22 protein-coding genes and 2 pseudogenes are annotated in these 22,887 nt (G+C 66.7%); 14 read left to right on the top strand and 10 right to left on the bottom strand.

From position 1 onward, the window contains the following. Window positions 1-4 precede the first annotated feature (4 nt). From IEW07_RS12030 to IEW07_RS21015, 5 genes and pseudogenes are all read left to right on the top strand, one after another. The gene (locus IEW07_RS12030) at window positions 5-466 is read left to right on the top strand and encodes an acyl-CoA thioesterase (RefSeq protein ID WP_188537554.1); all 462 of its coding nucleotides are present in this window, start codon (window positions 5-7) and stop codon (window positions 464-466) included. Window positions 467-1,356: 890 nt separating this feature from the next. Continuing rightward, window positions 1,357-1,632, top strand: a complete 276-nt coding sequence (locus tag IEW07_RS12025; RefSeq protein WP_188537552.1) for a helix-turn-helix domain-containing protein — start codon at window positions 1,357-1,359, stop codon at window positions 1,630-1,632. A gap of 245 nt (window positions 1,633-1,877) precedes the next feature. Beyond that, on the top strand, window positions 1,878-2,636 hold the full coding sequence (locus IEW07_RS12020; protein WP_188537550.1) for a DUF4839 domain-containing protein: 759 nt from the start codon (window positions 1,878-1,880) through the stop codon (window positions 2,634-2,636). Window positions 2,637-3,135: 499 nt separating this feature from the next. Beyond that, window positions 3,136-3,885, top strand: coding sequence for a DUF6994 family protein (locus IEW07_RS12015; RefSeq protein ID WP_188537549.1), 750 nt, complete (start codon window positions 3,136-3,138; stop codon window positions 3,883-3,885). A gap of 244 nt (window positions 3,886-4,129) precedes the next feature. Continuing rightward, window positions 4,130-4,420, top strand: a pseudogene (locus IEW07_RS21015) (recombinase family protein); the annotation flags it as partial. Window positions 4,421-4,469: 49 nt separating this feature from the next. Here IEW07_RS21015 and IEW07_RS12010 read toward each other — a convergent pair. Both IEW07_RS12010 and IEW07_RS12005 read right to left on the bottom strand, forming a co-directional pair. Then, complete coding sequence (locus IEW07_RS12010; protein ID WP_188537547.1) at window positions 4,470-4,883, bottom strand: hypothetical protein; 414 nt, start codon at window positions 4,881-4,883, stop codon at window positions 4,470-4,472. Window positions 4,884-4,964: 81 nt separating this feature from the next. Further along, a complete protein-coding gene (locus IEW07_RS12005) occupies window positions 4,965-5,525 on the bottom strand; it encodes a hypothetical protein (RefSeq protein WP_188537545.1) in 561 nt (186 codons plus the stop codon). Window positions 5,526-6,035: 510 nt separating this feature from the next. Between IEW07_RS12005 and IEW07_RS12000 the strand changes: the two genes are divergently transcribed. The 4 genes from IEW07_RS12000 to IEW07_RS11985 all read left to right on the top strand — a co-directional run bounded on the left by IEW07_RS12000 (window position 6,036) and on the right by IEW07_RS11985 (window position 10,556). Next, window positions 6,036-6,749: a Pr6Pr family membrane protein gene (locus tag IEW07_RS12000; protein ID WP_188537543.1), complete on the top strand. Its 714-nt coding sequence runs from the start codon at window positions 6,036-6,038 to the stop codon at window positions 6,747-6,749. A gap of 135 nt (window positions 6,750-6,884) precedes the next feature. Further along, window positions 6,885-7,256, top strand: coding sequence for a hypothetical protein (locus IEW07_RS11995; RefSeq protein WP_188537541.1), 372 nt, complete (start codon window positions 6,885-6,887; stop codon window positions 7,254-7,256). Window positions 7,257-7,857: 601 nt separating this feature from the next. Then, complete coding sequence (locus tag IEW07_RS11990) at window positions 7,858-8,982, top strand: low temperature requirement protein A (protein WP_229741813.1); 1,125 nt, start codon at window positions 7,858-7,860, stop codon at window positions 8,980-8,982. Window positions 8,983-9,218: 236 nt separating this feature from the next. Further along, window positions 9,219-10,556 carry an ISL3 family transposase gene (locus IEW07_RS11985; protein WP_188537537.1) on the top strand — a complete coding sequence of 446 codons (1,338 nt, stop codon included), beginning with the start codon at window positions 9,219-9,221 and terminating at the stop codon, window positions 10,554-10,556. On the opposite strand, the gene IEW07_RS11980 is transcribed toward IEW07_RS11985, so the two are convergent. Further along, on the bottom strand, window positions 10,537-11,406 hold the full coding sequence (locus IEW07_RS11980) for a helix-turn-helix domain-containing protein (RefSeq protein ID WP_188537535.1): 870 nt from the start codon (window positions 11,404-11,406) through the stop codon (window positions 10,537-10,539). The two genes, IEW07_RS11985 and IEW07_RS11980, sit on opposite strands and share 20 nt — an antisense overlap. Before the next feature lie 558 nt (window positions 11,407-11,964). Between IEW07_RS11980 and IEW07_RS21755 the strand changes: the two genes are divergently transcribed. Then, window positions 11,965-12,147: a hypothetical protein gene (locus IEW07_RS21755; protein ID WP_188537534.1), complete on the top strand. Its 183-nt coding sequence runs from the start codon at window positions 11,965-11,967 to the stop codon at window positions 12,145-12,147. 487 nt (window positions 12,148-12,634) lie between these two features. Next, window positions 12,635-13,270 carry a DUF1345 domain-containing protein gene (locus IEW07_RS11970; protein ID WP_188537532.1) on the top strand — a complete coding sequence of 212 codons (636 nt, stop codon included), beginning with the start codon at window positions 12,635-12,637 and terminating at the stop codon, window positions 13,268-13,270. 166 nt (window positions 13,271-13,436) lie between these two features. Here the strand turns inward: IEW07_RS11970 and IEW07_RS11965 are convergent, their stop codons facing one another. After that, a complete protein-coding gene (locus IEW07_RS11965) occupies window positions 13,437-14,417 on the bottom strand; it encodes a LysR family transcriptional regulator (protein WP_188537530.1) in 981 nt (326 codons plus the stop codon). Window positions 14,418-14,631: 214 nt separating this feature from the next. Between IEW07_RS11965 and IEW07_RS11960 the strand changes: the two genes are divergently transcribed. The 3 genes from IEW07_RS11960 to IEW07_RS11950 are packed head-to-tail and all read left to right on the top strand — an operon-like array spanning window position 14,632 to window position 17,610. Next, window positions 14,632-15,747 (top strand): glutathione-independent formaldehyde dehydrogenase, encoded by a 1,116-nt coding sequence (locus IEW07_RS11960; RefSeq protein WP_229741812.1) that lies wholly within the window; start codon window positions 14,632-14,634, stop codon window positions 15,745-15,747. A gap of 59 nt (window positions 15,748-15,806) precedes the next feature. Continuing rightward, window positions 15,807-16,955 (top strand): zinc-dependent alcohol dehydrogenase, encoded by a 1,149-nt coding sequence (locus IEW07_RS11955; RefSeq protein WP_188537526.1) that lies wholly within the window; start codon window positions 15,807-15,809, stop codon window positions 16,953-16,955. A 40-nt stretch (window positions 16,956-16,995) separates the two neighbouring features. Further along, entirely contained in the window at window positions 16,996-17,610 is a 615-nt protein-coding gene (locus tag IEW07_RS11950; RefSeq protein WP_229741811.1) for a hypothetical protein, read from the top strand. Between the two features lie 107 nt (window positions 17,611-17,717). Here IEW07_RS11950 and IEW07_RS21005 read toward each other — a convergent pair. The 6 genes and pseudogenes from IEW07_RS21005 to IEW07_RS11925 form a co-directional block, all read right to left on the bottom strand. Beyond that, window positions 17,718-17,999: pseudogene (locus IEW07_RS21005) on the bottom strand (IS5/IS1182 family transposase); the annotation flags it as partial. A 108-nt stretch (window positions 18,000-18,107) separates the two neighbouring features. Further along, window positions 18,108-19,127 carry a sugar phosphate isomerase/epimerase family protein gene (locus tag IEW07_RS11945; RefSeq protein ID WP_188537525.1) on the bottom strand — a complete coding sequence of 340 codons (1,020 nt, stop codon included), beginning with the start codon at window positions 19,125-19,127 and terminating at the stop codon, window positions 18,108-18,110. A 13-nt stretch (window positions 19,128-19,140) separates the two neighbouring features. After that, the gene (locus IEW07_RS11940; RefSeq protein WP_188537523.1) at window positions 19,141-19,998 is read right to left on the bottom strand and encodes a sugar phosphate isomerase/epimerase family protein; all 858 of its coding nucleotides are present in this window, start codon (window positions 19,996-19,998) and stop codon (window positions 19,141-19,143) included. Between the two features lie 41 nt (window positions 19,999-20,039). Beyond that, a complete protein-coding gene (locus tag IEW07_RS11935) occupies window positions 20,040-21,071 on the bottom strand; it encodes a zinc-binding dehydrogenase (protein WP_188537521.1) in 1,032 nt (343 codons plus the stop codon). 56 nt (window positions 21,072-21,127) lie between these two features. Then, window positions 21,128-21,985 (bottom strand): carbohydrate ABC transporter permease, encoded by an 858-nt coding sequence (locus IEW07_RS11930; protein ID WP_188537519.1) that lies wholly within the window; start codon window positions 21,983-21,985, stop codon window positions 21,128-21,130. Between the two features lie 4 nt (window positions 21,986-21,989). Beyond that, a complete protein-coding gene (locus IEW07_RS11925; protein WP_188537517.1) occupies window positions 21,990-22,805 on the bottom strand; it encodes a carbohydrate ABC transporter permease in 816 nt (271 codons plus the stop codon). Between the last annotated feature and the right edge of the window lie 82 nt (window positions 22,806-22,887).

The raw sequence follows: 22,887 nt of genomic DNA, 5'->3' as shown, positions 1-22,887 counted from the left end.
CCACGTGAGCCACGCACCCACCACGCCCCTGGACGAGATGCGGACCCCCACGGGAGCGTCCCGCCCGGTGACCCAGACGATCACCCGCACCCTGGAATGGATCGACACCGACGCCGGACGCCGCCACCACAACTCCGTGATCATGCGCTGGGTCGAGGCCTGCGAGATCGCGTGGTGGAAAGACCACGATCTATTGGAGGTCTTCACCCGCGCCCCGCGCGTCCAGCAGGTGGTGAACTACACCGCCCCGATCTACTTCGACCAGGACGTGGAGATCACCGTGGAGCTGACCAGGCTGGGACGGACCTCTATGACCTTCTCCTTCGAAGCCGCCATCCTCCCCGACACACTTCCGGAACCGCCCACCGTGGCCGCCCACGGCACCTTCACCGTGGTCAACCTCTCCCCGGACGGTCAGCGCGCCCACCCCTGGCCCGAGCACGTGCGCACAAATCTTCTCCGGTAAAGGACCCTCGGCGATGACGCTGAACCAGAGCTGCACGAGACCCACCGCCACCCATCAAGCAGAGCGACGGACGACCCCGACGCCCCAGAACAGCCGGTCACACGAACATCCGGGATGCCTCGATGCGCCCCTGGCCTCAGCGACGATGTCGGCAGCCTTACCGGTCCGCCCGGCGCCCCATGACGTGGACGGTCTCGTTGCCCGCTACCGCAGCATCCTCCTGGCGGGCTCCAGCGCACCATCCTGGGACGACCTGACCGACGATGAAAAACACCGGTGGCGACAGGCTTACCGAAGCGCACCCGCCCACTCCTATGCCAGGACGCTCCTGCACGCGGAAACGATCCACCCCGGCGATCCTGAACCCCACCGCACCCGTCGCTGGACAGACTTCACCGGACAGGTCTTCGAGTGGAGCCCCACCTGGCAACGCTGGGAGAGCGGCTCCTTCAGCTACTCCTGGGAACGGATCCCCTCTCGCAACTATCCCCTGGCACTGCTCCCGCCAGCCGAGCATCCACACCCGCTCCCGGCACCATCACCACGTGCAGCACCCCCGATGTGCCCGGCCAGCGGCCGAAACAACCCCACAGAACACGGCGCCCACCCCCTGACCGAACCGGGGCATCGAGCCCGGAAAGCGGCGTAAGAATCCAGAAGGTACGCAGTGACGCTGGTTGGCATAAGGCCCGCTAGAGGCAATCGATGTTGCAGTAACGGTTCCCTTACCGGGCGCTTCACACACGGGCGGTGCTGAATCTCGTGGGACTCTGTTGCCAAGGTGCCTTGACAGGGTGCCGTCGTAAGGACACGCTGACGTTATGGCGAGATACAGCGGCGGGCCGACCGTCCATAGGGCCATGAAGGGGCCTCGATCGACGGGATCGTCCATGTCGAGCCCACAGAGCTGGAAGGCAGAGGTCACCGCCACCCTGATGGCTATCCAGCAGGTCCGCCAGACGTGCGACCACACCGAACTCACGACTGTGAAGTACGCACGGAAGGCCGGCCTGTCCTGGGCAGAGATCGCCACCGCTCTTGGGGTTACGCGCCAAGCGGCATGGGAACGCTGGCACGAAATCGACGAGACCCTCCCCAAGAGCGACGCGTGGGGGCCCTTCTCACTGAACGACACGGTGCCCGAGCGCTTTCGCAGCCCCGGGTAAAGCACCATCGCAGGCACCTCTGATTCCACGCGATTCGACCTGAACACCGGTCTCCTTGTCCGTCGTGGTTGGTCTACGGGCACCTGCCGCATCCCTCCGGGTTGCCTACGAGCACGTCAGATCAAATTTCACCTGATCGTGCATTAACCCCTTGCAGCAGCAGTGGCGGTGCGGTGGCTGGTTGCCGAAGCCGATAGGCTCATCCAGCCTGGCGTGGTGCCAGCTGGGACGGAGATGGGCACTGCATGGCCGACGATGGCGTCAAGTACGAGACAAGAACCGTGCGGACCATACGCGGCGCTGAATCCCGGACGGTGTCGAAATGGGAGAAGGAAGGCTGGGAGGTCGTCTCCCAGTCGCGGGGAAAACTGCAGACGGAGATCACCCTTCGTCGGCCCAAGCCGAAGACGCCCTGGCGTCTCGCCGTGATCGGCGGTGGCACACTGGCGGTCCTGGTCATCGCTCTCATCGCGAACGGGATCATCCGCGAGCAAAGTCACGCCGAGCCAGCACAGACGCCTGCAGCCTCCGCCAGCGAGACCACCCCCACCGAACGCGAAAGACCTTCCCAGGAGCCGACGCCCACCGAGTCGGTCGAAGCCGGTGGCGTCGTGCTCACTCCTGACAGCAACGCGGACCTTGCGGCGATCCTCGGCCTCGGTGACTACTGCGACGGTTCCATCGCAGCCTTCGCCGAGAAGTACCGCGGTCAGACGATCGCATTCGACGGGAATATCGCAGCGATGAACAGCCATGACGGCGCCAGTACGCGGTACGACATTCTGATCGGCGTGGGCGACTACAGCGAGACCTCAGCATTCGGCCCGGCGTTTCAGTTCCGCGACGTGAACACCACGATTGATCTGCACTCCACCGACACCATGCCCGACACGATCGGCGTCGGCACCAACCTTGACATCACAGCCCAGGTCGACGAATACGAGCCCAACTCGTGCCTGTTCCTTCTCGAGCCGGTCGAGACGGCGTTCCGCTCGACGCGGTAAGGCTTGCGGCCCCTCCACGGGGTCAGCAATTCGCCCTATGGCCGCCACGTCTCAGCTCCTGGAGGCCACCTCCGACGACGTCGTCATTGCTGTCGCGGCGAGGAGCGACGAACCCGCCCCCGGAGCCTGCGTGCGGCTGAGCAAGCAGGCATCACGGTGCCGGACCAGATGGCCGTCACCCGGTGGGACGCCGCCGACGCCGCCGCTCCCGCCGGACTGACCCCCGTGCACCAAGACCTACGCGCCCAAGGGGCCGACCGCGCACGCATCGCACTCGAGCATCCTTCCTGTCCCGACCCTCCCAATTCCGCAATCCGGTGCTGGAGCAACGGGTGGGACTGCCGCCCGGGCATGAGCGGCCGGATCAGCTCCCAGTCTGGCGACCGTGGACGCAGTACTCGTTTCCTACGCGGCAGAGGAGGGCGGTTGCGCTGAGGCGAAGGCCGGTAGCGTGTCGAGGGCATCAAACCAACGTCGGTGCTCCTGCTAATTTCAGTTCATGGGAGAGCCTGGAGAGTTTGACGACGACTACAACTTCCGCGATGACACTCCGGCGGGTCAGGACCCCGACCGTCGCAGCCGCACACTCCGGCAATACCACCGGCTTCTGTGGAGCAAGCCGCTCCCTGACGGGCGGCCGTTCCAGCTTCACGCTGGGCGCGCTTTCTCACCGTATCTCGTGTATGAAGCAGACGGCACGAGCTTTGTTCTCGGCAGCGACGCCATCACGAGCTCCTACACCCGCTGGTCACGTCGGAAGTCGAAGTCCTTGGCCGACGCCATCACCGCGCTGGACGAGGACCAGCGCTCCCGCTACCTGAACCCGCCCTACACCATCGGCAGCGCGATGATCTGGCCCGTCAGGACGAAGGACCGGCCCACCATGAACACGGCACGAGGGCTCCGTCTGTCCATCGCTGACCGGATGGACCTCACCCTTGAGTGCATCCGGCGCCACTACGAAGGAGAGCCGGAGAGCCCCCTCGCCGATGTCATCACCGCCTACGCGGACTTCTTCGCACTCTTCGGCGGGTTCAGGGAGTTCGTGGACTTTTTCCACTTTCAAGACCTCGTGACGCCCGACTATGACGAGGTGCGGTTCTACCTGCCGTTCGACGACTTCACGCGTTCCGGGACGCCGACCACAACCGAGGAGTACGTGACGTATCGGGAAGCGACGCTGGAGTTCATTGAAGGACGGAAACGTCGAATGGCCGAGTGGGTCATGAAACACCATCCCCGAGATTGAAGTCCACCCGTAGCGCCGCAGCAACGGCATCTCGCCTCCATCCGAACGCTGAGTCAGAATGGCTAGAGCACTGCATACCACTCGGTGAGGAGCTGAAGGCTCCAAAGAATGCTAGCGAGTGGGTGTAAGAAAGTGTGACGTTATTAGCGCGAACCGTGACGGTTTAAGCGGCATCTGCGTAAGCATGGCATGTCGTGTTATGGCGCTACCACGACCCCAGCGAGTTGGTCGTCCAGGCCCGGATGTGGGTCAGCCGACGCAGAACAGGCTGGTCTTCGCCGAGGCGCTGCGGAGCAGGGGTGCGGGATTGCGGGGATGCGGTGCTGAACCTCGGCGGGGGAGTCGTAGACACGCCTACCCCGATGGGATCGATGGTCTTCACCGTCATGGCTGCCCGGGGCCAGATGGAGTTGGAAATCAAATGCGAGAGGATCACCGAGTCGGTGTCCAAACATCGGGCCGCCGGCAAGGATCCGGGTGGGCGCCGCCCACATTCACCGACTCCCAGATCCACAACGCCGTTCGACTCATTGAGGCGTTCGATCGGGGCCCCCTGCCGACTGACCTGTGACGGCCCCCGCGGGTCAGTCGGTGCGGGTGACGGTGGCGTCGGTGAGCACCAGTTCCTCGCCGCGGCCGACGAAGTACTCAGCGGTTTCCTGGTCGGTGACCTGTTGCAGGGCCTCCAGGTCGTTGACGGTGAAGACGTCGCGCTTCTCCACGGTGCCGGTGACCTCCACGTCGTCGCCGGGGGAGAGGTCCTCGGGGAGCTGGTCGGCGATGATGACGGTGTCCTCTTCCCCGATGGTGATGATCCCGTGGGCGAGGACCTCCTGGACCTCGTTGGTCAGGGTCATGGTGTCTCCGATGAGCTCCTCGGTGGGGATGGTGGACTGGTCGGCTTGGGTCAGCTCGGTCTCCGAGGTGCATCCGGCCACGGTGCCTGCTGTCAGCAGGGCGGCGGCACTGATGGTGAGTGTGCGGGTCGTGATGTCCATGGTGATCCTCTGTTTCCGTGGGTAGGTGTTCGTGCAGGCGTCGGCGACCGCGCCGACCCCAGCGGCGTGGCCTCAACCGGGTCAGGAGGCGGGGGCCGTGGTCTGCAGTGCTGTGGCCTGGGGGGTTGAGGTGTCCACGGAGGTGGCCTCGAGAAAGGGCTGGCCGTCGTAGGAGGCGAGCACCTCCGGCCCCGGCGGGTCTCCGAGGTTCTCCTCGGTGTCGGGGACGTTGTAGGCCTCATGAACGGTGCCGGTGACCTCGACCGCATCACCGGGGCGCAGCTCAGGGGGGGTGTCGTCGAACTCCACCACCAGCAACGGGGCAACCGCCCCGCCCTCACCAGTGTTTTCGGCGGTGTCCTCGAGGGCGGTGAGGGTGAAGGCCACGGGGTTGACGACGGTCCCCACCTGGGCGTGGAGCGTCACCTCCTGCTCGGCGTAGTGCTCGAGGTCCGCGGCGAAGGCCTGGTCGTAGGCCCCGGCGTAAGGCCCGGTGGGCAGAGTCTCTGGATCCAGCAGCTGCTCCGCGGGCGCACCCGGGGACGGGTCGGCGGACCCGCAGGCGGAGAGCCCGAAGGCGGCCACCGCCACTGCGGCGGCGGCGGCCCGGCGGGGCCGGCGGTCGTGGTGGGACATCATCATCGTTCCTGGTCGGTGGTCGGTGGTCGGTGGTCGGTGGTCGCTGGTCGCAGGTCGGGGTGGCTGGAGGCGGGGGTGCCACCTGCCGGGTGCGGCGGGAACGGGTCCGGGCCCGTTCCCTGTCTTCACGCTAAGACCCTGCGCCGGGCGGGGAGGAAGAATCCAGGGGATGCCCAGCGAGCAGGCCGGGGGCGTGCATAGGACCGGTACGCAATCGATAGAAACCCGCCCGCTGGGTGCTTCGAGGACCGGACCTGGTGAGTGCCTCGCCTTTCTGGTGGCCGATAGGTGGAGCGGCGGCACGGTGCGGGCCCTGCGTTGTGGCCATGGGCAGGCACTCGGGGTCGTGGCACCGGACGTCGGGGGCGTTCTGGTTCGTCCCCGCCGTGTGCCTGGTGGCCGCAGCGGTGCTGTCCCAGGCGATAGTGGCCATCGACCGGGCGCTGCCCGGCATGTGCATAGGCCTTCCACGGTGGACGGGGCGCCATCGGTCGGGGCGAGGACAGGGACACCGTGCGGTTCGTCGTCCTCGTCCTCCGCGCCGCGGCCCTGGTCGTCGCCCTCTGGGCGCTGCTCGCCCGGGCGGACTGCGCCCTGGTCACGGGCACCTGCCCGGCGTTCAACCTGTTCAGCTACTTCACCGTCCACAGCACCCTCCTGCTGATCGTGGCGGTGCTGCTCGCCCTGCTGTCCACGGCGGTCCGCGGGGCCGAGCCGGTGTGGCTGACGGCCTTCCGGGCACTGGCCACCACGTACACGGTGGTCTCCGGGGCGGTCTTCGCCGTGCTGCTGGCCAACGCCGAGCTGTTCGGCCACCTGTTCCTGGTACCGCTGTCCTCGAAGGTCATGCACTTCGTGCTGCCCGTCTACGCGGTCGCCGACTTCCTCCTGGGCCCGTACCGGCACCGGCTGCGGTGGTCCACCGTGTGGCTGGCGATGGTCTTCCCCGCGCTGTGGGCCCTCTACACCCTGGCCCGGGGGCGGCCAGCAGGCTGCCCCGCCTCCCGGAGATCCTCCAGAGCCCGCACCAGCCGAACACCAGCACCGGGTCCGAAGGGATGTGCTGCCGCAGAGAGAGGTCCGCGCGGCACCACCTTCCCCGGGGGTGTGGAACGCCTCTGTTCTCCCGGGCACCCGGCCACGACACCGGCGGCCCGTCCCGTGTTGGAGGACGAGCCTGTTTTTCCGGATCCGGGGACAGGGGGACCGTCCTGGGCAATACTGTGAGGATCCGCCCACCGGCCCCTTTGCCGGAGAAACACGCAGATCACACGGTCTCCAGGGCAAGGATCTTCCAGCGGCCGAGGGCCTTGGCTACTCCGGTGCCGCCACGACCGGCCAGCCCCCAGAGAGGAGGGCAACATGCGCAGACCCAACGTGCCGGCCTATGTCCTCGTGGGATTGCTGACGGTGGGCGCGATCGGTGTGGGCAACCTGATCCAGCTCGGCTATGCCGCTGCCGGTGTCCTGATGGCCGTGGTCGCGCTCACGGTCCTGGTCATCGGCCAGCAGTCGATCGCACAGGACCACACCGGCGCCACACCAACAGGAGCGGACAAAGCGGTGCTCACTGCCATGACGCTCTTCCTGGGCGTGGGCGTACTCAGCGTCCTTCTCACCGGGGTGTTCCGGATCCTCGAGGGCGCAGCACTGCGAGGAGCGTCCTGGCTGGTCCTGGGCGGTCTCCTGGCCGCTGCCGGCGTCACGTTCCTCCGCGGCCACTGGCCCCGCTGACGCCCATTCCCACCGCCCTGCCGCTGGCCTCGTCGGCAACAGGAGCCCGCCCGGGGTCCGCTCCTGGTGGAGAGCAGGCTGGAGGCGAACACTACGAGCGGGCTCAGCGACGTTGGGAAGAAGTCTGCGTCTACGTGGCGACGTGCGTGCTCCCTACAATTCTTGCGGTGAAGTGCCCCCCTATCGGCCGGACAATTTGGATCTGGCGCTGTCCGCGCCGGCCGCTCCATCTGGCCACCGGTCAGGTAGCGTCACGCTATGACCCCCCGACCGACGGAGCAGCCATGGCCTTCACGGCCGGCCACATCGGCTTCAACGACACGGCCATCATGTTCGCCGCGGAGTTAGTGCGGCACCGTTGCCACGCGGCGCAGGGCAGAGTACAAAACCGACTGCGAGATCTGCCGCTGCCTCAAGCACTACCTCGCCCGACGCCTCTGCCGTCACCTCAATGTCGTCGCAGCGGAATGGGGGATATGGATGCTTCATAAAGGCCCCTTGACTTCTCTGCTGATCGTCGTCAGTCTTTTCGACAACAGGAGGGGGTGTCCGTCCGCTCCTAGCCCAGTGGAGGATACGGATGCTCCGTGCTAGGTCGCTGATGCGTTCCGTAACCTCCGGAGGCCAGGTTACGCGCCTTGAGCTGTTCTTCGATCTGGTTTTTGTTTTCGCACTATTTCAGCTGTCCCATCATTTGGTGGAGCATCCTTCATGGGTGGGGGCTGGCCAGACATTTGTGCTTCTTCTCGCGGTTTATAAGGTGTGGGTGTACACGACCTGGGCGGCTACATTGCTGGACACTTCGCGGCTTGAGGTGCAGTGGATGTTGCTGATCGTTATGCTTGTCACACTGTTCATGAACGCCTCAATCGGCTCAGCATTTGGCGCCTTCGGCTGGCTCTTTGCTGCGAGCTATCTCTTGGTCCAGCTGGGTCGAGGTGCGTGGATACTCACTGTCGGACTTGACCGGATCACCCACAACCATTTCGTGCGCACGCTGATCTGGGGATGGATGAGCGCGCCGTTTTGGATTACCGGCGTCTTCTTCGATCCGGGGCCGCGTTTGATGTTCTGGGGTGCCGCTGCCGCGATCGATCTGGGCGGCCATATGCTGGCGCACCGGTTGCCGGGCCAAAAAACCGAAGGAAGTCGGGTCCCGCTCCCGGGAGAAAGGATTTTTGAGCGGTTCGGGTTGTTCTACCTGATCGCGCTCGGCGAGACGATCCTTTCCACCGGCCTGGCGATCGCGGGCAATTTGGGGGACTCCCTGATATTTGTGACCGGGACCGTAAGTTTGGCCGGAAGTGTCGCGATCTGGTGGTGCTACTTCCATGGCCTCGAACAGGACATCCTGAAAAAGCTTGCTTCTGTTAATGATCAATTTCGGCCCGGTATTTTGGCGGGCAACACCTTGGTTATGTTACTGGCAGGTCTGATCCTGGTGGCGGTTGGTGATCAACTCGTAATCAGCGATCCGGTCGCCCGCCCCGATCTGGCCACCGTTCTCATTCTTTTTGGTGGGCCAGCTCTTTTCCTTGCTGGCCGGGGCATTTTTATTCGACGGGCATTGGGCCAACGCCAACCATCTAATCTTGCCGGCATCGGAGCCTTGGTGGTCCTGGCAAACGTGAGCTTTCTCCTCCCGGCCTTCGTTGCCGCCATCGGGGCCGCTCTCCCCCTCGTTGGCGTAGCATTTTTCGACTCTGTGAACCGCCGCCGAACGTAACGGGGGCTGCGTGGTATGTCGTAGGTTTTTCAGCGTCGAAGGGTGCTGGAGGGGTCCTCGCCGTGCTGGAGCCGGTAGTCGACGGTGAACTTCCCCAGGTCGGGGAATCCCCTGCGGTGAGCGACGCTTCGCACAGTTGTTCCGATTGTGGGCTCTTCCCAGAGGAGTGTGGGTAAGCGGTAGCGCCGGGTGCGTGTCACGGGGGTTGGGTAGAGGCCGAGGCCTCCAGGATGGGGGTGCTTACTCCAACCGTCCTCGAAGGCCTCGACGTGTCCCATGCTAGTTGCGCGCCGGCGTGCGCGCTTTTCGACCTGCCCGACGTCCACGTACTCACAGTGGAGCGTCACCGCTCCTCGTTCACCCTTCTGGTCGAGACCGCGTCGTCGCTGGCGGGCTGCCCATCCTGCGGGGTGCTCGCCGTCGGCCACGGCCGGGTGCCGGTGCTGCTGCATGATCTGCCCTGCGCCGGGGTGCCCGTGCGCGTGGTGTGGCGCAAGCGCCGCTACCGCTGCCACGAGACGGCGTGCGAGGTGACGACCTTCAGCGAGGTCCACGAACTGGCCGCCCCGCGCGCGAAGCTCACCACCCGGGCGATCGCCTGGGCCGTGTCCCAACTGCGCGCCCACGACATCGCCGTTTCGGCACTGGCCGAGATGCTCGGCGTCGCCTGGAACACCGTGTGGGGCGCCGTCGCCCCGGTCATCCAGGCTCAGCTGGCCGCCGAGGAGCGGCTGGCCGGGGTGAACGCCCTGGGAGTCGACGAGCACGTCTGGTCCCACGTGGGTCCGCCGGGCACCGGGCTGGTCACCGGGATCGTCGATCACTCCCGCGACGAGCACGGCCGGCCCCGGGCGAGGTTGCTGGATCTGGTCAAGGGCCGCACCGGCGCGGCCTACGGCGACTGGCTGGCTGACCAGGGGAAGGCATTTACGGACGGGATCCGCACGGCGACCCTGGATCCGTTCCATGGCTACGCCAACGCCATTCGCGACGAACTCCCGGAGGCGATCACCGTCCTGGATGCCTTCCACGTGGTCAAGCTCGGCGGTCAGGTCGTCGACGAGGTCCGCCGCCGCGTGCAGCAGGAGACGCTGGGCCACCGGGGGAGGGCCGGGGATCCGCTCTACGGCATCCGCCGGACCCTGCAGATCGGCGTGGAACACCTGACCGAGAAGCAGATTCGCAGGTTGAACGCGAAGCTGGCGGTCGGGGACCCGCACCACGAGGTGACGCTGGCCTGGCACTGCTACCAGAAGCTGCGCGCGATCTACCACGCCCGCCCCGAGGCCGGCCGGCGGCTGGTCGCCGAGATCCTCGCCGCCTTCCCGGCCTGCCCGATCCCGGAGGTCGCCCGACTCGGACGAACCCTGCGAAGGTGGCGGGCGGCGATCCTGGCCTACTTCGACACCGCCGGGGCATCGAACGGGCCCACGGAGGCGATCAACGGCGTCATCGAGACGATGCGCCGGATCGCACGCGGCTTCCGGAACTTCGAGAATTACCGCCTACGTGCCCTGCTCGCAGCAGGTGGTCATCGGCCCTGGCGCAAAACCCCTACCCACACTCAACTGTGAAGGCCCCGATTGTGGGGTCCGTCTCCAGCAGCTCGGTGTGGGCGGCGTCCAGACGGATGGTGCGCAGGTAGGCGGTGGGGGTGATGCCCAGATGCCTGCGGAAGGCTGCCACCAGGCTTCGCGGGGAGACCCGTGCTGCCGCGGCGATTGCGACCACCCCGAAGTTTTCTTGTCGGTGCTCCTCGATGAAGGTCACCGCCCGGCGGACCGCCCCGGGTAGCTCTCGGGTGGTGCGGGAGTCGGCGGTGCGGTCGAGGAAGGTGCTGGGGAAACAGTGCAGCAGGGCCGAGACGGTGGAGCGGAAGGCCTGGGTGCGGACCAGCGGGAAGCCCATTGCCTCCTCGTTGATCAGCACCTGCTGCTGGAGGTGCACCACGGTGTCCGACCAGAAGTCGGCGGCGGCACCGTTGACCGGGGCGGAGCCGGTGAAACGCAGCTGGAAACCCTCGTCGTCGAGCAGCTGACGGGCGTAGTCCTGCACCGGTGAGACCTCCAGGACCACGGAGGTGACATCGAAGCTGTCCCAGCGACCTTCGAAGAACTGCCCGGGGAACAGGAAGGGTTGCCGGTCCGGACGCACCTCGGTGCGCCCGTGGCCCAGGGGCATGCGGCCGGCGTGAAGCTGGCCGATCTTGAGCCAGCCGGGATTGTCCACCCGCACCGGGGCCGGGGCCCCGGCCCAGCGGATGCGTCGGGTCGAAAGAGCTCCCAAGGTCGTCCAGGACGCGTCCACCATGAAGTCCCGCCCCGGTGAGGACCCAATCTGGACCTCACCGTAGATCTGGGACAGGGCCTCGGTGGCCTCGTTGGGATCCCGGGTGGCGAAGGAGGACCGGACAACAGTAGTCATTTCAAAATCCTAAGTTCTTGGGTGTCCCGGAAAGAAGGGCATGTTGCGGTGTCGGTCCGCCACGGACGGTCCCGGTGCACCGTTCGTTGCCTGGCCTCGGCGCTGTCGAGCCGGGATCCCGCGCCGTCCCGGGGCCCTCTGATTTGCGGAGTCGTCGACATCCCCGTGGAAGTCGTGCCCCGGTGTCTCCCGGTGCTCTCCCCAGCTATGCCCAGCGATGCTTTGGGGCGGAACGGGTCCGGGCTTTGTCTGGGGCCCGGACCCGTTCCTGAAGGCGCGGCGGCACCTCCGTGGAGATGATCCTGGGAAACCCACCAGCACAGCACAACTTACGTCGTGGCATCAGTGCGCTTTCGGGGCATGGCTGCGCTTTCGGGGCATCGGTACTGTGTCCGGTGCGTCAGCCCCTGGAGAGGTACGGGTGATCGTGGCCGCCGGTGCGCATAGCGGCCCCTGGACGGGGGTAGTGCTCAGGCGCCGGGTCCGCGGCCGGGCTGTACCCATTGCGGATGCAGGAGGGGGTGGCGACCGACTGTTCGCGGGGGTGGGTGTCGGAGGATGACCGCGTACCTGCGCCGGTTCGGGCTGAGGGTCGCGCCCTGCAGGGTGGATCGGCTGATGCGGGTCCTTGAGCTGATCGGAGCAATACGGGGTGGGCGGGTGCCGGATTCGATGCTGATCTGCTGGCGGGTGGGCTGGTGGAGCCGCACTTTCCACAGCCAGGTGCTCCCGAAGGGGTGATCCATCATCCCGACGAGGGGCAGCAATATCGGGCCCTGCGGTTCACCGAGCACCTGGGCCCCGGGCTGGGCGTCCTGGATCGGCGCGGTGGGGGATGCCTACGGCATCGGCATCGTGGAGTGCATCATCGGTTTATGCCAGACCGAGTGCATCCGCCCGGGCGCCTTCGTGAACGTGCTGTTGAAGACCACCGGTGATATCGACTACGCAACCATCCCCTGGCGGACTGGTATGGAAACCGGCGCCTGCACTCCTGCCTCGGCAACGTCGCCTCACCGAGGTTGAGAACACTCACCACGCTCAAAGCGTTGCACCCCGCACGGCGGCGCAGCCAGTATGAAGACGACAGCAAAGCCGAGACGGTTCCCCCAATGCATGTGACTCTGGCAGCTCCGAGAATGACCCGGATCGGTGCAGATGTGCCCCATGGGACTTGGACGGGCAGGTTGGAGCCGCCTGCATCACCCCACGAGGTTTGGAGCTCGTCATGAAATCGCACATCAACCGCAAGGCTCTCGTCTCGACGCTGGTGGGGGTTGCGGTGGCGGTCGTGGCCGCATTGTGGGGCGCTGAGCCCGAGATCATCGGGTTGCTCGCCTGGATCGTCGCCGGACTCACGTTTCTGGTGTGGGCGTGGGCCCGGAACTGGAGAGCCGACACGCACACCACGCGCACGATTGCCCGGGACGAGGGAAAGGCCCGGACCGTGGTGGATGCCCTGGTCTTGGGAGCCACCGTCGTGAGTCTGGTCGCCGTCGTGCTCGCGCTGATGCGGTCGCAGCAAACCGACGCGGTCGGTGTCCTGTCGGCGATCTTGGCGCTGGCCGCCGTGGTGGTGTCGTGGGCGCTGATCAACACGGTCTACGCGTTCAAGCTGGCGAGATTGTATTACCACGATCAGCAGCACGAGTTCGATTTCGACCAGCCGGAGGAGCCGACCTACAGCGACTTCGCTTTCGTGTCCTTCACAGTGGGGATGGCCTACTCCTTCGAGGACGCCAATCTGTCCTCGACCGCGATGCGTCGCATGGCTTTGGGCCATGCCTTGCTGGCGTACGCCTTCGGGACGTTCGTCATTGCTGTGGCCATCAATCTGGTGACCAGCCTCGGGCAGTCCGGATAGGCCGGGCGATCGACGTCGTGCACTTCGGGTACGCACCAGCCCGTCCCTCAGGGGCACCCCTTTTGGCCCCGCAACCCGAATCTTAAGGTCCGTCGCGGTCGGCCGCCTCTTCGACGCAACCGGTGGCAACCTCCGCCAAGGCCGGGCACCTGCCTGGACATCCCGCCTATGTAAGCGTGGTGTTCGTGGAGGGTGCGGTGGGGACAAAGCCACCTGGATGTTTGGCGCCCTTGGCCGCGGGGGTCGCAGTTGGTTCCCGCACCTCGGTGTCGGCGAGCAGCTCGACGAGGTCCTGGAGGGCGGGGTGGGCGGGGTCGTGCCAGATCAGTTCGAGGGGAGCCAGCAGGGGCGGGGCGAGGGGACGGACGACGATCCCGGGGACCGCTAGGTGCTCGGCCACAGCCGGGGCGATCGGTGCCACCCCGTGACCTGCGGCGACCGTGCGGAGGAGGGCTTCGGGGGCGTTGATGAGGTTCGGTGGGGTGAGCACCTGGTCGGGACGGGACAGGCCGGCGGGGAGCAGGTGGGTGATGAGGTGGTCCCAGATACCGGTGAAGAGCTCGCGGGGGATCATCACGACCGTCTCATTGGCGAGGTCGGTGACCGGGACTGCTTCTGCGGCAGCGAGCCGGTGGTCGTCCGGCAGGGCCAGGTGCAGCGGCACGTGGCGCAGGGTGATCCCCGGGAGGTCCTGGTCCTGTGCGGAGCGGACCCACACGATGGCGGCGTCGATGTGTTCGTCCCGGACCGCGCGGATCGCGTCGCTGTCGGTGGTGGTCGCAGCGGTGACCTCCAGGTCGGAGGCCGGCCCGGACAGGCGGGCCAGGGGCCCTTCCAGGATGTGCTCCACGCCCGGGGCGACGCGCAGGGTGAGGTGGCGGTGGCGGCCGTTGGCGCAGCGGACCTCGGTGCGGGCGCGGTCGGCGCGAGCCAGCAGGATGTGGGCGTGCTCGAGCAGTATCTCCCCGGCGGGGGTGAGGACCACGTTGCGCGGGCTGCGCTCGAACAGCGTGACGTGCAGGTCCCGTTCCAAAACCTTGATCTGCTGGGACAGCGACGGGGCGGCGATGCGCAGCCTGCGGGCGGCCCGCCCAAAGTGCCGTTCCTCGGCCACCGCCACGAAGTACCGCAGTTGTCGCAGCTCCATGGTCGGCCACATTAGTCCCTGGCTCACGTGCCGGAGGCATTGTGTCCTGGCGGTGACCTGCGGTGACGGGCAGGATCGGGTTATGCGTTGACGGGTTGCCTCGATGGGTCGCCGAAAGGGGCGAAGGGGGCTGCGGGGTCGGCGTCATCTACGTTGCAGCATCGATCCGAGGAGGCTCACCGTGAAGGCAGTGGTGTACAAGGGACCCAACGACGTGGCCGTCGAGGAGGTGCCGGATGCCAAAATCGAGCACCCCGCCGACGTGCTGGTGCGGATCACCGCGACGAATATCTGCGGCTCGGACCTGCACATGTACGAGGGCCGCACCAGCTTCGAACCCGGACGCACCTTCGGGCACGAGAATCTCGGGGAAGTCGTCGAGACCGGCCCGGCGGTGAGCAAGGTGAAGGTGGGCGAACGCGTCGTGCTGCCGTTCAACATCGCCTGCGGATTCTGCAAGAACTGCGAACGCGGCTTCACCAACTACTGCCTGACCATGCAGCCTGAACCCCAGCTCGCCGGGGCGGCCTACGGGTTCGCGGACATGGGGCCGTACCAGGGCGGGCAGGCCGAGTACCTGCGCGTGCCCTACGGGGACTTCAACTGCCTTCGTCTGGGTGAGGACTCCGTGGAGAAAGAGCTCGACTACGTCATGGTCGCCGATATTTTCCCCACCGGCTGGCATGCCACCGAGCTGGCCGGGGTGTACCCGGGGGACTCCGTGGTCATCTATGGTGCCGGTCCGGTGGGACTCATGGCGGCGTATTCGGCCATCATCAAAGGTGCTGGCAAGGTCATGGTCGTGGACCGCCACAGCGACCGCCTGAAGCTGGCGGAACAAATCGGTGCCATCCCGGTGGATGACTCCGCCGTGGACCCGGTCGAGTTCGTCAAGGACCAGACCATGGGATTCGGGGCCGATCGGGGCTGCGAATGCGTCGGCTACCAGGCCCACGACCCGGGCGGGACCGAACACCCCAACCTGACCCTGAACCGGCTGGTGGACTCCGTCCGGTTCACCGGTGGCCTCGGGGTGGTCGGTGTGTTCCTGCCCCAGGACCCCGGTGCCCCCGACACACTCGCCCAGCAGGGCCAGGTGGCCTTCGACTACGGCAACTACTGGTTCAAGGGACAGACGATGGGCTCGGGTCAGTGCCCGGTGAAGAAATACAACCGGGCCCTGCGCGACCTCATCGCCGGGGACAAGGCCAGCCCGTCCTTCATCGTCTCCCACGAACTGACGCTGGATCAGGCCCCCGAGGGCTACCGGAACTTCGACAACCGCGAAGACGGCTGGACCAAAGTCGTCCTCCACCCCACCGGAATCTGAACAAGCCCGGACAGGAGAATTTCGATGCCCAAACCAGCAATCTCCCAGAGGCGGCCCTGATGAAGGCGATGGTGTACCGGGGGCCGTACAAGATCCGTGTGGAGGAAAAGGACCTCCCACGGATCGAGCACCCGAACGACGCGATCGTGCGGGTGACGAGGGCGGCGATCTGCGGGTCGGACCTGCACCTGTACCACGGGATGATGCCCGACACCCGGGTGGGGATGACCTTCGGGCACGAGTTCGTCGGTGTGGTCCACGAGGTCGGGTCCTCCGTGGAGCGGCTGAAGCCCGGGGACCGGGTGATGGTGCCGTTCAACGTCTACTGCGGCTCGTGCTGGTTCTGCGCCCGGGGCCTGTACTCCAACTGCCACAACGTCAACCCCAACGCCACCGCGGTGGGCGGGATCTACGGCTACTCCCACACCTGCGGGGGCTACGACGGCGGGCAGGCCGAGTACGTGCGGGTGCCGTTCGCCGACGTCGGACCCTCGATCATCCCGGAGTGGATGGAGGAGGAGGACGCGGTGCTGTGCACCGACGCCCTGGCCACCGGCTACTTCGGGGCCCAGCTCGGGGACATCGCCGAGGGCGACACAGTGGTGGTGCTGGGGGCCGGGCCGGTGGGCCTGTTCGCGGCGAAGTCGGCGTGGCTGATGGGCGCGGGACGGGTGATCGTGGTCGACCACCTGGAGTACCGGCTGGCCAAGGCGCGCGAGTTCGCCCACGCCGAGACGGTCAACTTCGCGGAGTACGACGACATCGTCGTGGAGCTGAAGAGGACCACCGACCACCTGGGGGCGGATGTGGTCATCGACGCAGTGGGTGCCGAGGCCGACGGGAACTTCACCCAGCACGTGACCGGCTCGAAGCTGAAGCTGCAGGGCGGGTCGCCCATCGCGCTGAACTGGGCGATCGACTCGGTGCGCAAGGGCGGGACCATCTCGGTGATGGGCGCGTACGGCCCGCTCTTCAGCGCCGTGAAGTTCGGCGACGCCATGAACAAGGGCTTGACGCTGCGGATGAACCAGTGCCCGGTGAAGCGGCAGTGGCCGCGGTTGTTCGAGCACATCCGCAACGGCTACCTCAAGCCCAGCGACATCGTCACCCACCGGATCCCGCTGGAGCACATCGCCGAGGGCTACCACATGTTCTCGGCCAAGCTCGACGGCTGCATCAAGACCCTCGTGGTGCCCGGCGCCGCCTGAGCTGCCGGGACCCCAGCACCGACCGACCGAGGAGGAAGCCATGACGCCCATCCCCGACGACCCCGGCGACGTCTCCCAGCACGCCCCCTACGTCCCCGGTGAACCGCGGCGGCGCGTCGACCGCGAGGCGCTGCGCGCCCGGATCCCCGGCTGGGGCGCGGACCTCGATCCCGCCGACCGCCCGGCCGTGCCGAGGCTGCGCTACGACCCGGCCGCGTCCGGGGCGCACTGGGAGTTCCCGGACCGTCAGCCCGAGCGGTGGCCGCGCGAGCGGTCGATCGAGCACGCGGGGCTCACCCCGGTGTTCGGCACCTCCTGCCCGCCCAAGGGCCTGTCCGGGGTGCTGCGCAGGCAGGCCTATAAGAAGTACAGCGAGGCCCGCGCCGCCCACTGGCTGATCCTCATCGCCGCCGACCGGGTGGACGCGTGGGAGAGCCACCTCGCCTCGTTCCTCACCCTGCGCCCGGACAACCCGATCACCGAGACCGGGGTGCTGTCCGAACCGGCCCGGCACGGGCTCTCCTCCCGGTTCGGGACCAAGCGCGCCGACCTCTCCCACCAGTGGCTGGACCCCGTCGTCGTCGCCGGCCCCTGGGTCCTGACCGCCGGGGCCGGCGTCGCCGCGATCCGCGCAGTGCTGAGGCGCCGCTCCTGACGGTGCCGCCTGGGAGTCCTGGGAGATTGCACCAGGGTCGCCGTCCGATGGCCTGATCGAGAGGTTCAACTAACAGTTGCTTGTGATGGGGGAGTTCCCCCTGGGGCCCGGAGAAGGGTCGTCCCATGCTGGTGCGCCCGGTTGATGGTCGAGTTCTCCGAAACGGTCCAGTCGATCTGCCGCGCAGCGTCGGCCTCAGCCAGAAGCCCGGCATGGATTCGATCCCAGGTCCCATCGGAGGGGAGCCGGCGGTGCCGCCTCGATAGCGTCTGCCAAGGCCCAAACTCCGTCGGCAAGTCCCGCCGCCCGTCGGAACAGGGCAACCACACCTCGATCCGCCACCACCGGTCACCACTCAAAACAGATGTATGCGACGCCCCTGCAGCAATCCCACCGGAAGGCCCCCGACTGCGGGGACGCCCTGGGCTGGGCGGCCGTTGTGGTCCGGGATGATCTCTCCTTCCGTGCTGCATGGGGGTGTCTGGTGCCGGCCGGGGTCAGTTTTGGTGGCTGAAGGCGGCGTCGAAGGATGCCTCGGGGGTTTTCCAGAGCAGCGATCGGACGTATTGGGCGGCCTCGGGGGCGCCGTGGGTGCGGTCCATGCCGGCGTCTTCCCACTCGATGGAGATCGGCCCGGTGTAGCCGATGGCGCGCAGGGTCCGGAAGGCGTCCTCCCAGGGCACGTCCCCGTGCCCGGTGGAGACGAAGTCCCAGCCCCGGCACGGGTCGCCCCAGGGCAGGTGCGAGCCCAGGATCCCGGCTCGCCCGGCCGGTGGGCGCAGGCGGGTGTCCTTGCAGTCAACGTGGTAGATCCGGTCGGCGAAGTCGACGATGAATCCGACCGGGTCGATGCCCTGCCACATCATGTGGCTGGGGTCCCAGTTGAACCCGAACGCCGCCCGATGCTCGATCGCCTCCAGGGCCCGGACGCTGGTCCAGTAGTCGTAGGCGATCTCGGAGGGGTGGACCTCGTGGGCGAAGCGCACCCCTTCGCCGTCGAAGACGTCGAGGATCGGGTTCCACCGGGTGGCGAAGTCCTCGTAGCCGGCCTCGATCACCGAGGCCGGGACCGGGGGGAACATGGCCACATACTGCCAGATGGAGGAGCCGGTGAACCCGACGACGGTGTTGACCCCGAGCTTGCGGGCGACCTTCGCGGTGAGCTTGAGCTCTTCGGCCGCGCGGGCCCGCACGCCCTCGGCAGCCCCGTCGCCCCAGACACGGGAGCCGACGATGGCCTGGTGGCGGAAGTCGATGGGGTCATCGCACACCGCCTGGCCGGTGAGGTGGTTGGAGATGGCCCAGACCCCCAGCCCGTACTTCTCGAGGATCTCGGTGCGGGAGCCGAGGTAGGCCTCGTCCTCGGCGGCCCGCCACACGTCCAGGTGGTCGCCGGAGCAGGCGATCTCCAGACCGTCGTAGCCCCATTCGGCGGCCAGCCGGGCGACCTCCTCGAAGGGTAGGTCGGCCCACTGGCCGGTGAACAAGGTGACGGGATGGCTGTTCCGCTCCTTCATGGCTCCTCCTTCCTTACTGGTTGAGTTCGTTGAAGGTGCTGCGGATGTATTGATCGGAGGAACGCAGTTCGGCGCCGATCTTCTCCAGGGACCAGCCGTGGGTGCCGTGGCACTTGAGACTGGCGGCCCCGGTGTAGCCGGAGCGCTTGAGCTGGTGGAGCAGGAAGCGATGGTCCAGGGTTCCCTCCGGGGAGGGCAGCTGCTTCTCGCCGGGGCCGAAGTTCAGCCCGTCCACCCCGTGGCGGTAGGCCCGGTCCACATCCCAGATGTAGTAGTAATACAGGCGCTTACGCTCGGTGAGGAAGGCGATGATCTCACTGATGGTCTCCTGCATCACCCACAGGTGCGGCGGGGCCAGGCAAACACCCAGGTAGGGGTCGTCGATGTCGCGGATCAAGCGCTTGATCTGGGTGAAGGTGTCCACGCCTTCGTCCCAGCGCTTGTCCTCGTTGCCCCCGGACTCGAAGTCCTCGGAGAAGGGGACGGTGAGGTGGTTCTCCACAGCGATCCGCACCCCGGCCTTCGCCCCGGCCTCGACGATGGGCGGCAGGAAGGTGCTGACGAAGTCGGGGTAATTGGCTTCGCAGTCGAAGATGACGGTGTCGATGCCCAGATCGGCGGCGAACTGGACGCGTTCGAGGATCTCGTCCTGGTTCTTGCCGTACACGGTCAGCCCGCAGGGCTTCATGCCGTACTTGTCCAGCACCCTGAGGATCTCCCGCGGGTCGTCCCCAGGATTGACATGGTGGGCCAATGGGGCGGCGGAGGACCACAGGTTGACTTCGGTGAAGCCGATCTCGGCGAGGTCCCGCACGGCGTCCTCGAAGGCGATGTCGTGGTAGGGCAGGATTTCTGCGGTGTAGCGGAACACGAGTTTGTCCTTTGCTGAGTAGCGACGACGGTGGATGTCAGTTAGGCCCAGACGAAGACGGCTTTTTCCGTCTCACGCCGGTCGAAGGCGTGGAAGGCCTCAGCAGCGTCCTCAATGGAGAATTCATGGCTGATGAGGGCTTCGACGTCGATGTTCTTCTCCTCGACGAAGCGCAGGATCTCCTGCCAGTCGCCCAGGGGGAAGTACCAGCCGCCCACCACGGTCAGCAGTTTCCGAATGATCTGGTCGCTGGGTTTGATCTCCGTGGCGCGGGACTCGCCCACGAAGGCCACAGCCCCCCTCTTCGCGGCGGCGTCCAGCGCAGTGTTCTGGCCGGCGGGATTACCGGAGCAGTCGATGGCGATCTCCACCCCGCGGCCGCCAGTCATTGCGCCGATGGCCTCCACCGCGTCGGTGTCCTTGCTGTTGACCGTTTCATCGGCGCCCAGGGACCGGGCCTGCTCGAGGCGGCTGTCCAGGACGTCCACGGCGATGACCCGGGCGCCGAAGGCCTTGGCGACGAGCACCGCGGCCGAGCCCATGGGCCCCAGCCCGATGACGGCCACCGTCTTGTTGCCACTCACACCCAGTTGCTTCTGCACGTGGTACTGGCTGCCGATCATGTCGGTCAGAACCGCCCCGGCCTTGAAGCTGAGGTGGTCCGGCAGGGGCAGGGCATTGCGGGCGGCGATCGTGAAGTACTCCGCGTCGCCTCCGGGGAAGTCGAAGCCGAAGCACTTCCAGTCCGCACACAGCATGGTGTAGCCCTGGCCGCAGAACTCGCAGTGCCCGCACCCGACGGCCAGGTGGGCGGCCACACGGTCACCGACAGCCACACCTGTCACGGCGCTGCCGATCTCGACGACGACCCCGGCTGCCTCGTGGCCGGGCACGACCTCGCCGGTCTCCGCTTCTTCCCCGCCGACGATGGGATTGCCGTAGTAGAGGCTCATGTCGCTGCGGCAGATGGCCGATGCCATGGTCTTCACGAGCACCTCGTGCGGGCCCGGCTGGGGGCGGTCGCGGTCGGTGACGAGGACTTCCTTGTCTCCGGGCAGGACGACGGAACGCATGCGGGGCTCCAGGGGTTGGGTGGTGTTCTGGGCTGTGAGTCGGGAGGGCGCGGGCCTCATTTGACGGCTCCAAAGGTCAGGCCGGAGACCATCTTCCGGCGAAGGACGATGGTGAGGATCAGGATGGGAGTGACGATCAGCGTGGCTGCGGCGGTAATGCTGCCCCAATCGGTGCCGTACATGCCCGTGAACTCCTGGAGTCCGACCGGTGCGGTCTTGGCCTCGCTGCGGGTCAAAGACAGGGCGAAGAGGAACTCGTTCCAGGTCAGCACGATGGTCAGCACCGCAACAGTTGCCACGGCGGGGACCAGCAGCGGCCAGATCACTTGGCGCAGGGTCACCCAGTGGTTGGCCCCGTCCACCATGGCTGCTTCCTGGATCTCGAAGGGGATCTGCACGATCGTGCTGCGCAGGATCCAGATCGCGATGGGCAGGTTGAACGCGGCGTAGGGGACGATGAGCACCGGGTAGGTGTCCATCAGCTCCAGCTTGCCGGCGAAGACGAAGATAGGAATGACGGCCACGATGGGCGGGAACATGTAGGTGGACAGGATCCAGGCCGAGATCTTCTTGCGCGGTGCGAAGGAGCGCATGGACAAGGCGTAGGCCGCCGGCACGGCCAGGACGACGGTCAGGGCTGTGGAGCCCAGGCTGACGATGGCGCTGTTGGCCAGCAGCTGCCCGAAGCTCTGGGAACTTCCGCTGCCCCCGGCCAGGACCGTGGCGAAGTTCTCCAGGGTGGGTGTGAAGAACCACTGCGGCGGGGTCGTGTTGACGATGCCGGCGGGCTTGATCGCGGTGACGAACATGAACAGCAGGGGAATCAGGCTCAGCAGGAGCCAGGCCCACATGAAACCCCGGCCGATGACCGTGCCGGCGCCGGGGCGCTGCGCGATGGAAGAAGTGGTGGACATGGGGTTACATCTCCTCGGGATCGGCGCGGCGACCGATGACGCGTTCGATGGCGGGCACCAGGAGCAGCAGAACGATCAGCAGCAGGACGCCCAGGGCGCAGGCCAGACCGATGTTGAAACTCTGCAGTCCGATGCGGTGGATGGCGAGGTTGATCATTTCCGTCGAGTTGCCCGGACCGCCGTTGGTGACGATCTTGAACGAGTCGAAGGTCTTGAAGGCCTGGATGGTCCGCAACACCAGCGCAATGGCCAGGAACGGGACCAGGCCCGGGAGGGTGATGTACCGCAGGATCTGCCACTTGTTCGCCCCATCCACCATCGCCGCTTCCTTGGGCTCTGCCGGCAGGGACTGAACGCCGGCCATCAGGATCAGGGCCACGAAAGGAGTCCACTGCCACAGGTCCAGGGCGAAGAGCACGGCCCAGGCCCCCACCGGGTTGCCCAGGAGATCAAGGTTGGCGGGGAAGCCCAACACCTGAAGGTAGTGGGTGACCCAGCCGTAGTTGGGGTTGACCAGCTGCCGGAAGATCATCGCGCCCACGGCCGGGGTCACGGCGAAGGGCAGGAGCATCAGTGCCGAGGCCACTTTGTTCGCCCGGGTCTGTTGGGCCAGGGGAAGGGCCAGGGCCAGCCCCAAGACCATCTCCAGTGCCACGGCACCGGCCACGAACAGCAGCGTCCACAGGAACGCTTGCTGGGTGGCCGGGTCGGTAAGCGCGGTCTCGTAATTTTGCAGGCCCACGAACCGGCCCGACCCGCCCAGAACACTGGCGTTGCGGAAGCTGGTGTAGAAGATGTAGATCGCCGGGCCGATCGTCATGATCAGCAAGACGACGAGGGCCGGGGCCAGGTAGAGCCAGGGAACGTGTCCGGTCCGCGACCGCGACGGCCGGGCGGGCCGT

This window comes from Kocuria dechangensis, assembly GCF_014636775.1.
Taxonomy (GTDB): Bacteria; Actinomycetota; Actinomycetes; order Actinomycetales; family Micrococcaceae; genus Kocuria; species Kocuria dechangensis.
Note: the sequence above shows the minus strand (reverse complement) of the source record. Positions and strands in the feature narration are given on the sequence as shown.

Bases quoted from the DNA above. Each gene is read 5' to 3' on its own strand.
- IEW07_RS11955 (WP_188537526.1), top strand. From the start codon at position 15,807: ATGAAGGCGATGGTGTACCGGGGGCCGTACAAGATCCGTGTGGAGGAA.
- IEW07_RS11965 (WP_188537530.1), bottom strand. From the start codon at position 14,417: ATGGAGCTGCGACAACTGCGGTACTTCGTGGCGGTGGCCGAGGAACGG.
- IEW07_RS12010 (WP_188537547.1), bottom strand. From the start codon at position 4,883: ATGGACATCACGACCCGCACACTCACCATCAGTGCCGCCGCCCTGCTG.
- IEW07_RS11925 (WP_188537517.1), bottom strand. From the start codon at position 22,805: ATGACGATCGGCCCGGCGATCTACATCTTCTACACCAGCTTCCGCAAC.
- IEW07_RS12015 (WP_188537549.1), top strand. From the start codon at position 3,136: ATGGGAGAGCCTGGAGAGTTTGACGACGACTACAACTTCCGCGATGAC.
- IEW07_RS11945 (WP_188537525.1), bottom strand. From the start codon at position 19,127: ATGAAGGAGCGGAACAGCCATCCCGTCACCTTGTTCACCGGCCAGTGG.
- IEW07_RS12020 (WP_188537550.1), top strand. From the start codon at position 1,878: ATGGCCGACGATGGCGTCAAGTACGAGACAAGAACCGTGCGGACCATA.
- IEW07_RS11990 (WP_229741813.1), top strand. From the start codon at position 7,858: ATGCGTTCCGTAACCTCCGGAGGCCAGGTTACGCGCCTTGAGCTGTTC.
- IEW07_RS11980 (WP_188537535.1), bottom strand. From the start codon at position 11,406: ATGACTACTGTTGTCCGGTCCTCCTTCGCCACCCGGGATCCCAACGAG.
- IEW07_RS11950 (WP_229741811.1), top strand. From the start codon at position 16,996: ATGACGCCCATCCCCGACGACCCCGGCGACGTCTCCCAGCACGCCCCC.
- IEW07_RS11995 (WP_188537541.1), top strand. From the start codon at position 6,885: ATGCGCAGACCCAACGTGCCGGCCTATGTCCTCGTGGGATTGCTGACG.
- IEW07_RS11935 (WP_188537521.1), bottom strand. From the start codon at position 21,071: ATGCGTTCCGTCGTCCTGCCCGGAGACAAGGAAGTCCTCGTCACCGAC.
- IEW07_RS12025 (WP_188537552.1), top strand. From the start codon at position 1,357: ATGTCGAGCCCACAGAGCTGGAAGGCAGAGGTCACCGCCACCCTGATG.
- IEW07_RS11930 (WP_188537519.1), bottom strand. From the start codon at position 21,985: ATGTCCACCACTTCTTCCATCGCGCAGCGCCCCGGCGCCGGCACGGTC.
- IEW07_RS12005 (WP_188537545.1), bottom strand. From the start codon at position 5,525: ATGATGATGTCCCACCACGACCGCCGGCCCCGCCGGGCCGCCGCCGCC.
- IEW07_RS11970 (WP_188537532.1), top strand. From the start codon at position 12,635: ATGAAATCGCACATCAACCGCAAGGCTCTCGTCTCGACGCTGGTGGGG.
- IEW07_RS21755 (WP_188537534.1), top strand. From the start codon at position 11,965: ATGACCGCGTACCTGCGCCGGTTCGGGCTGAGGGTCGCGCCCTGCAGG.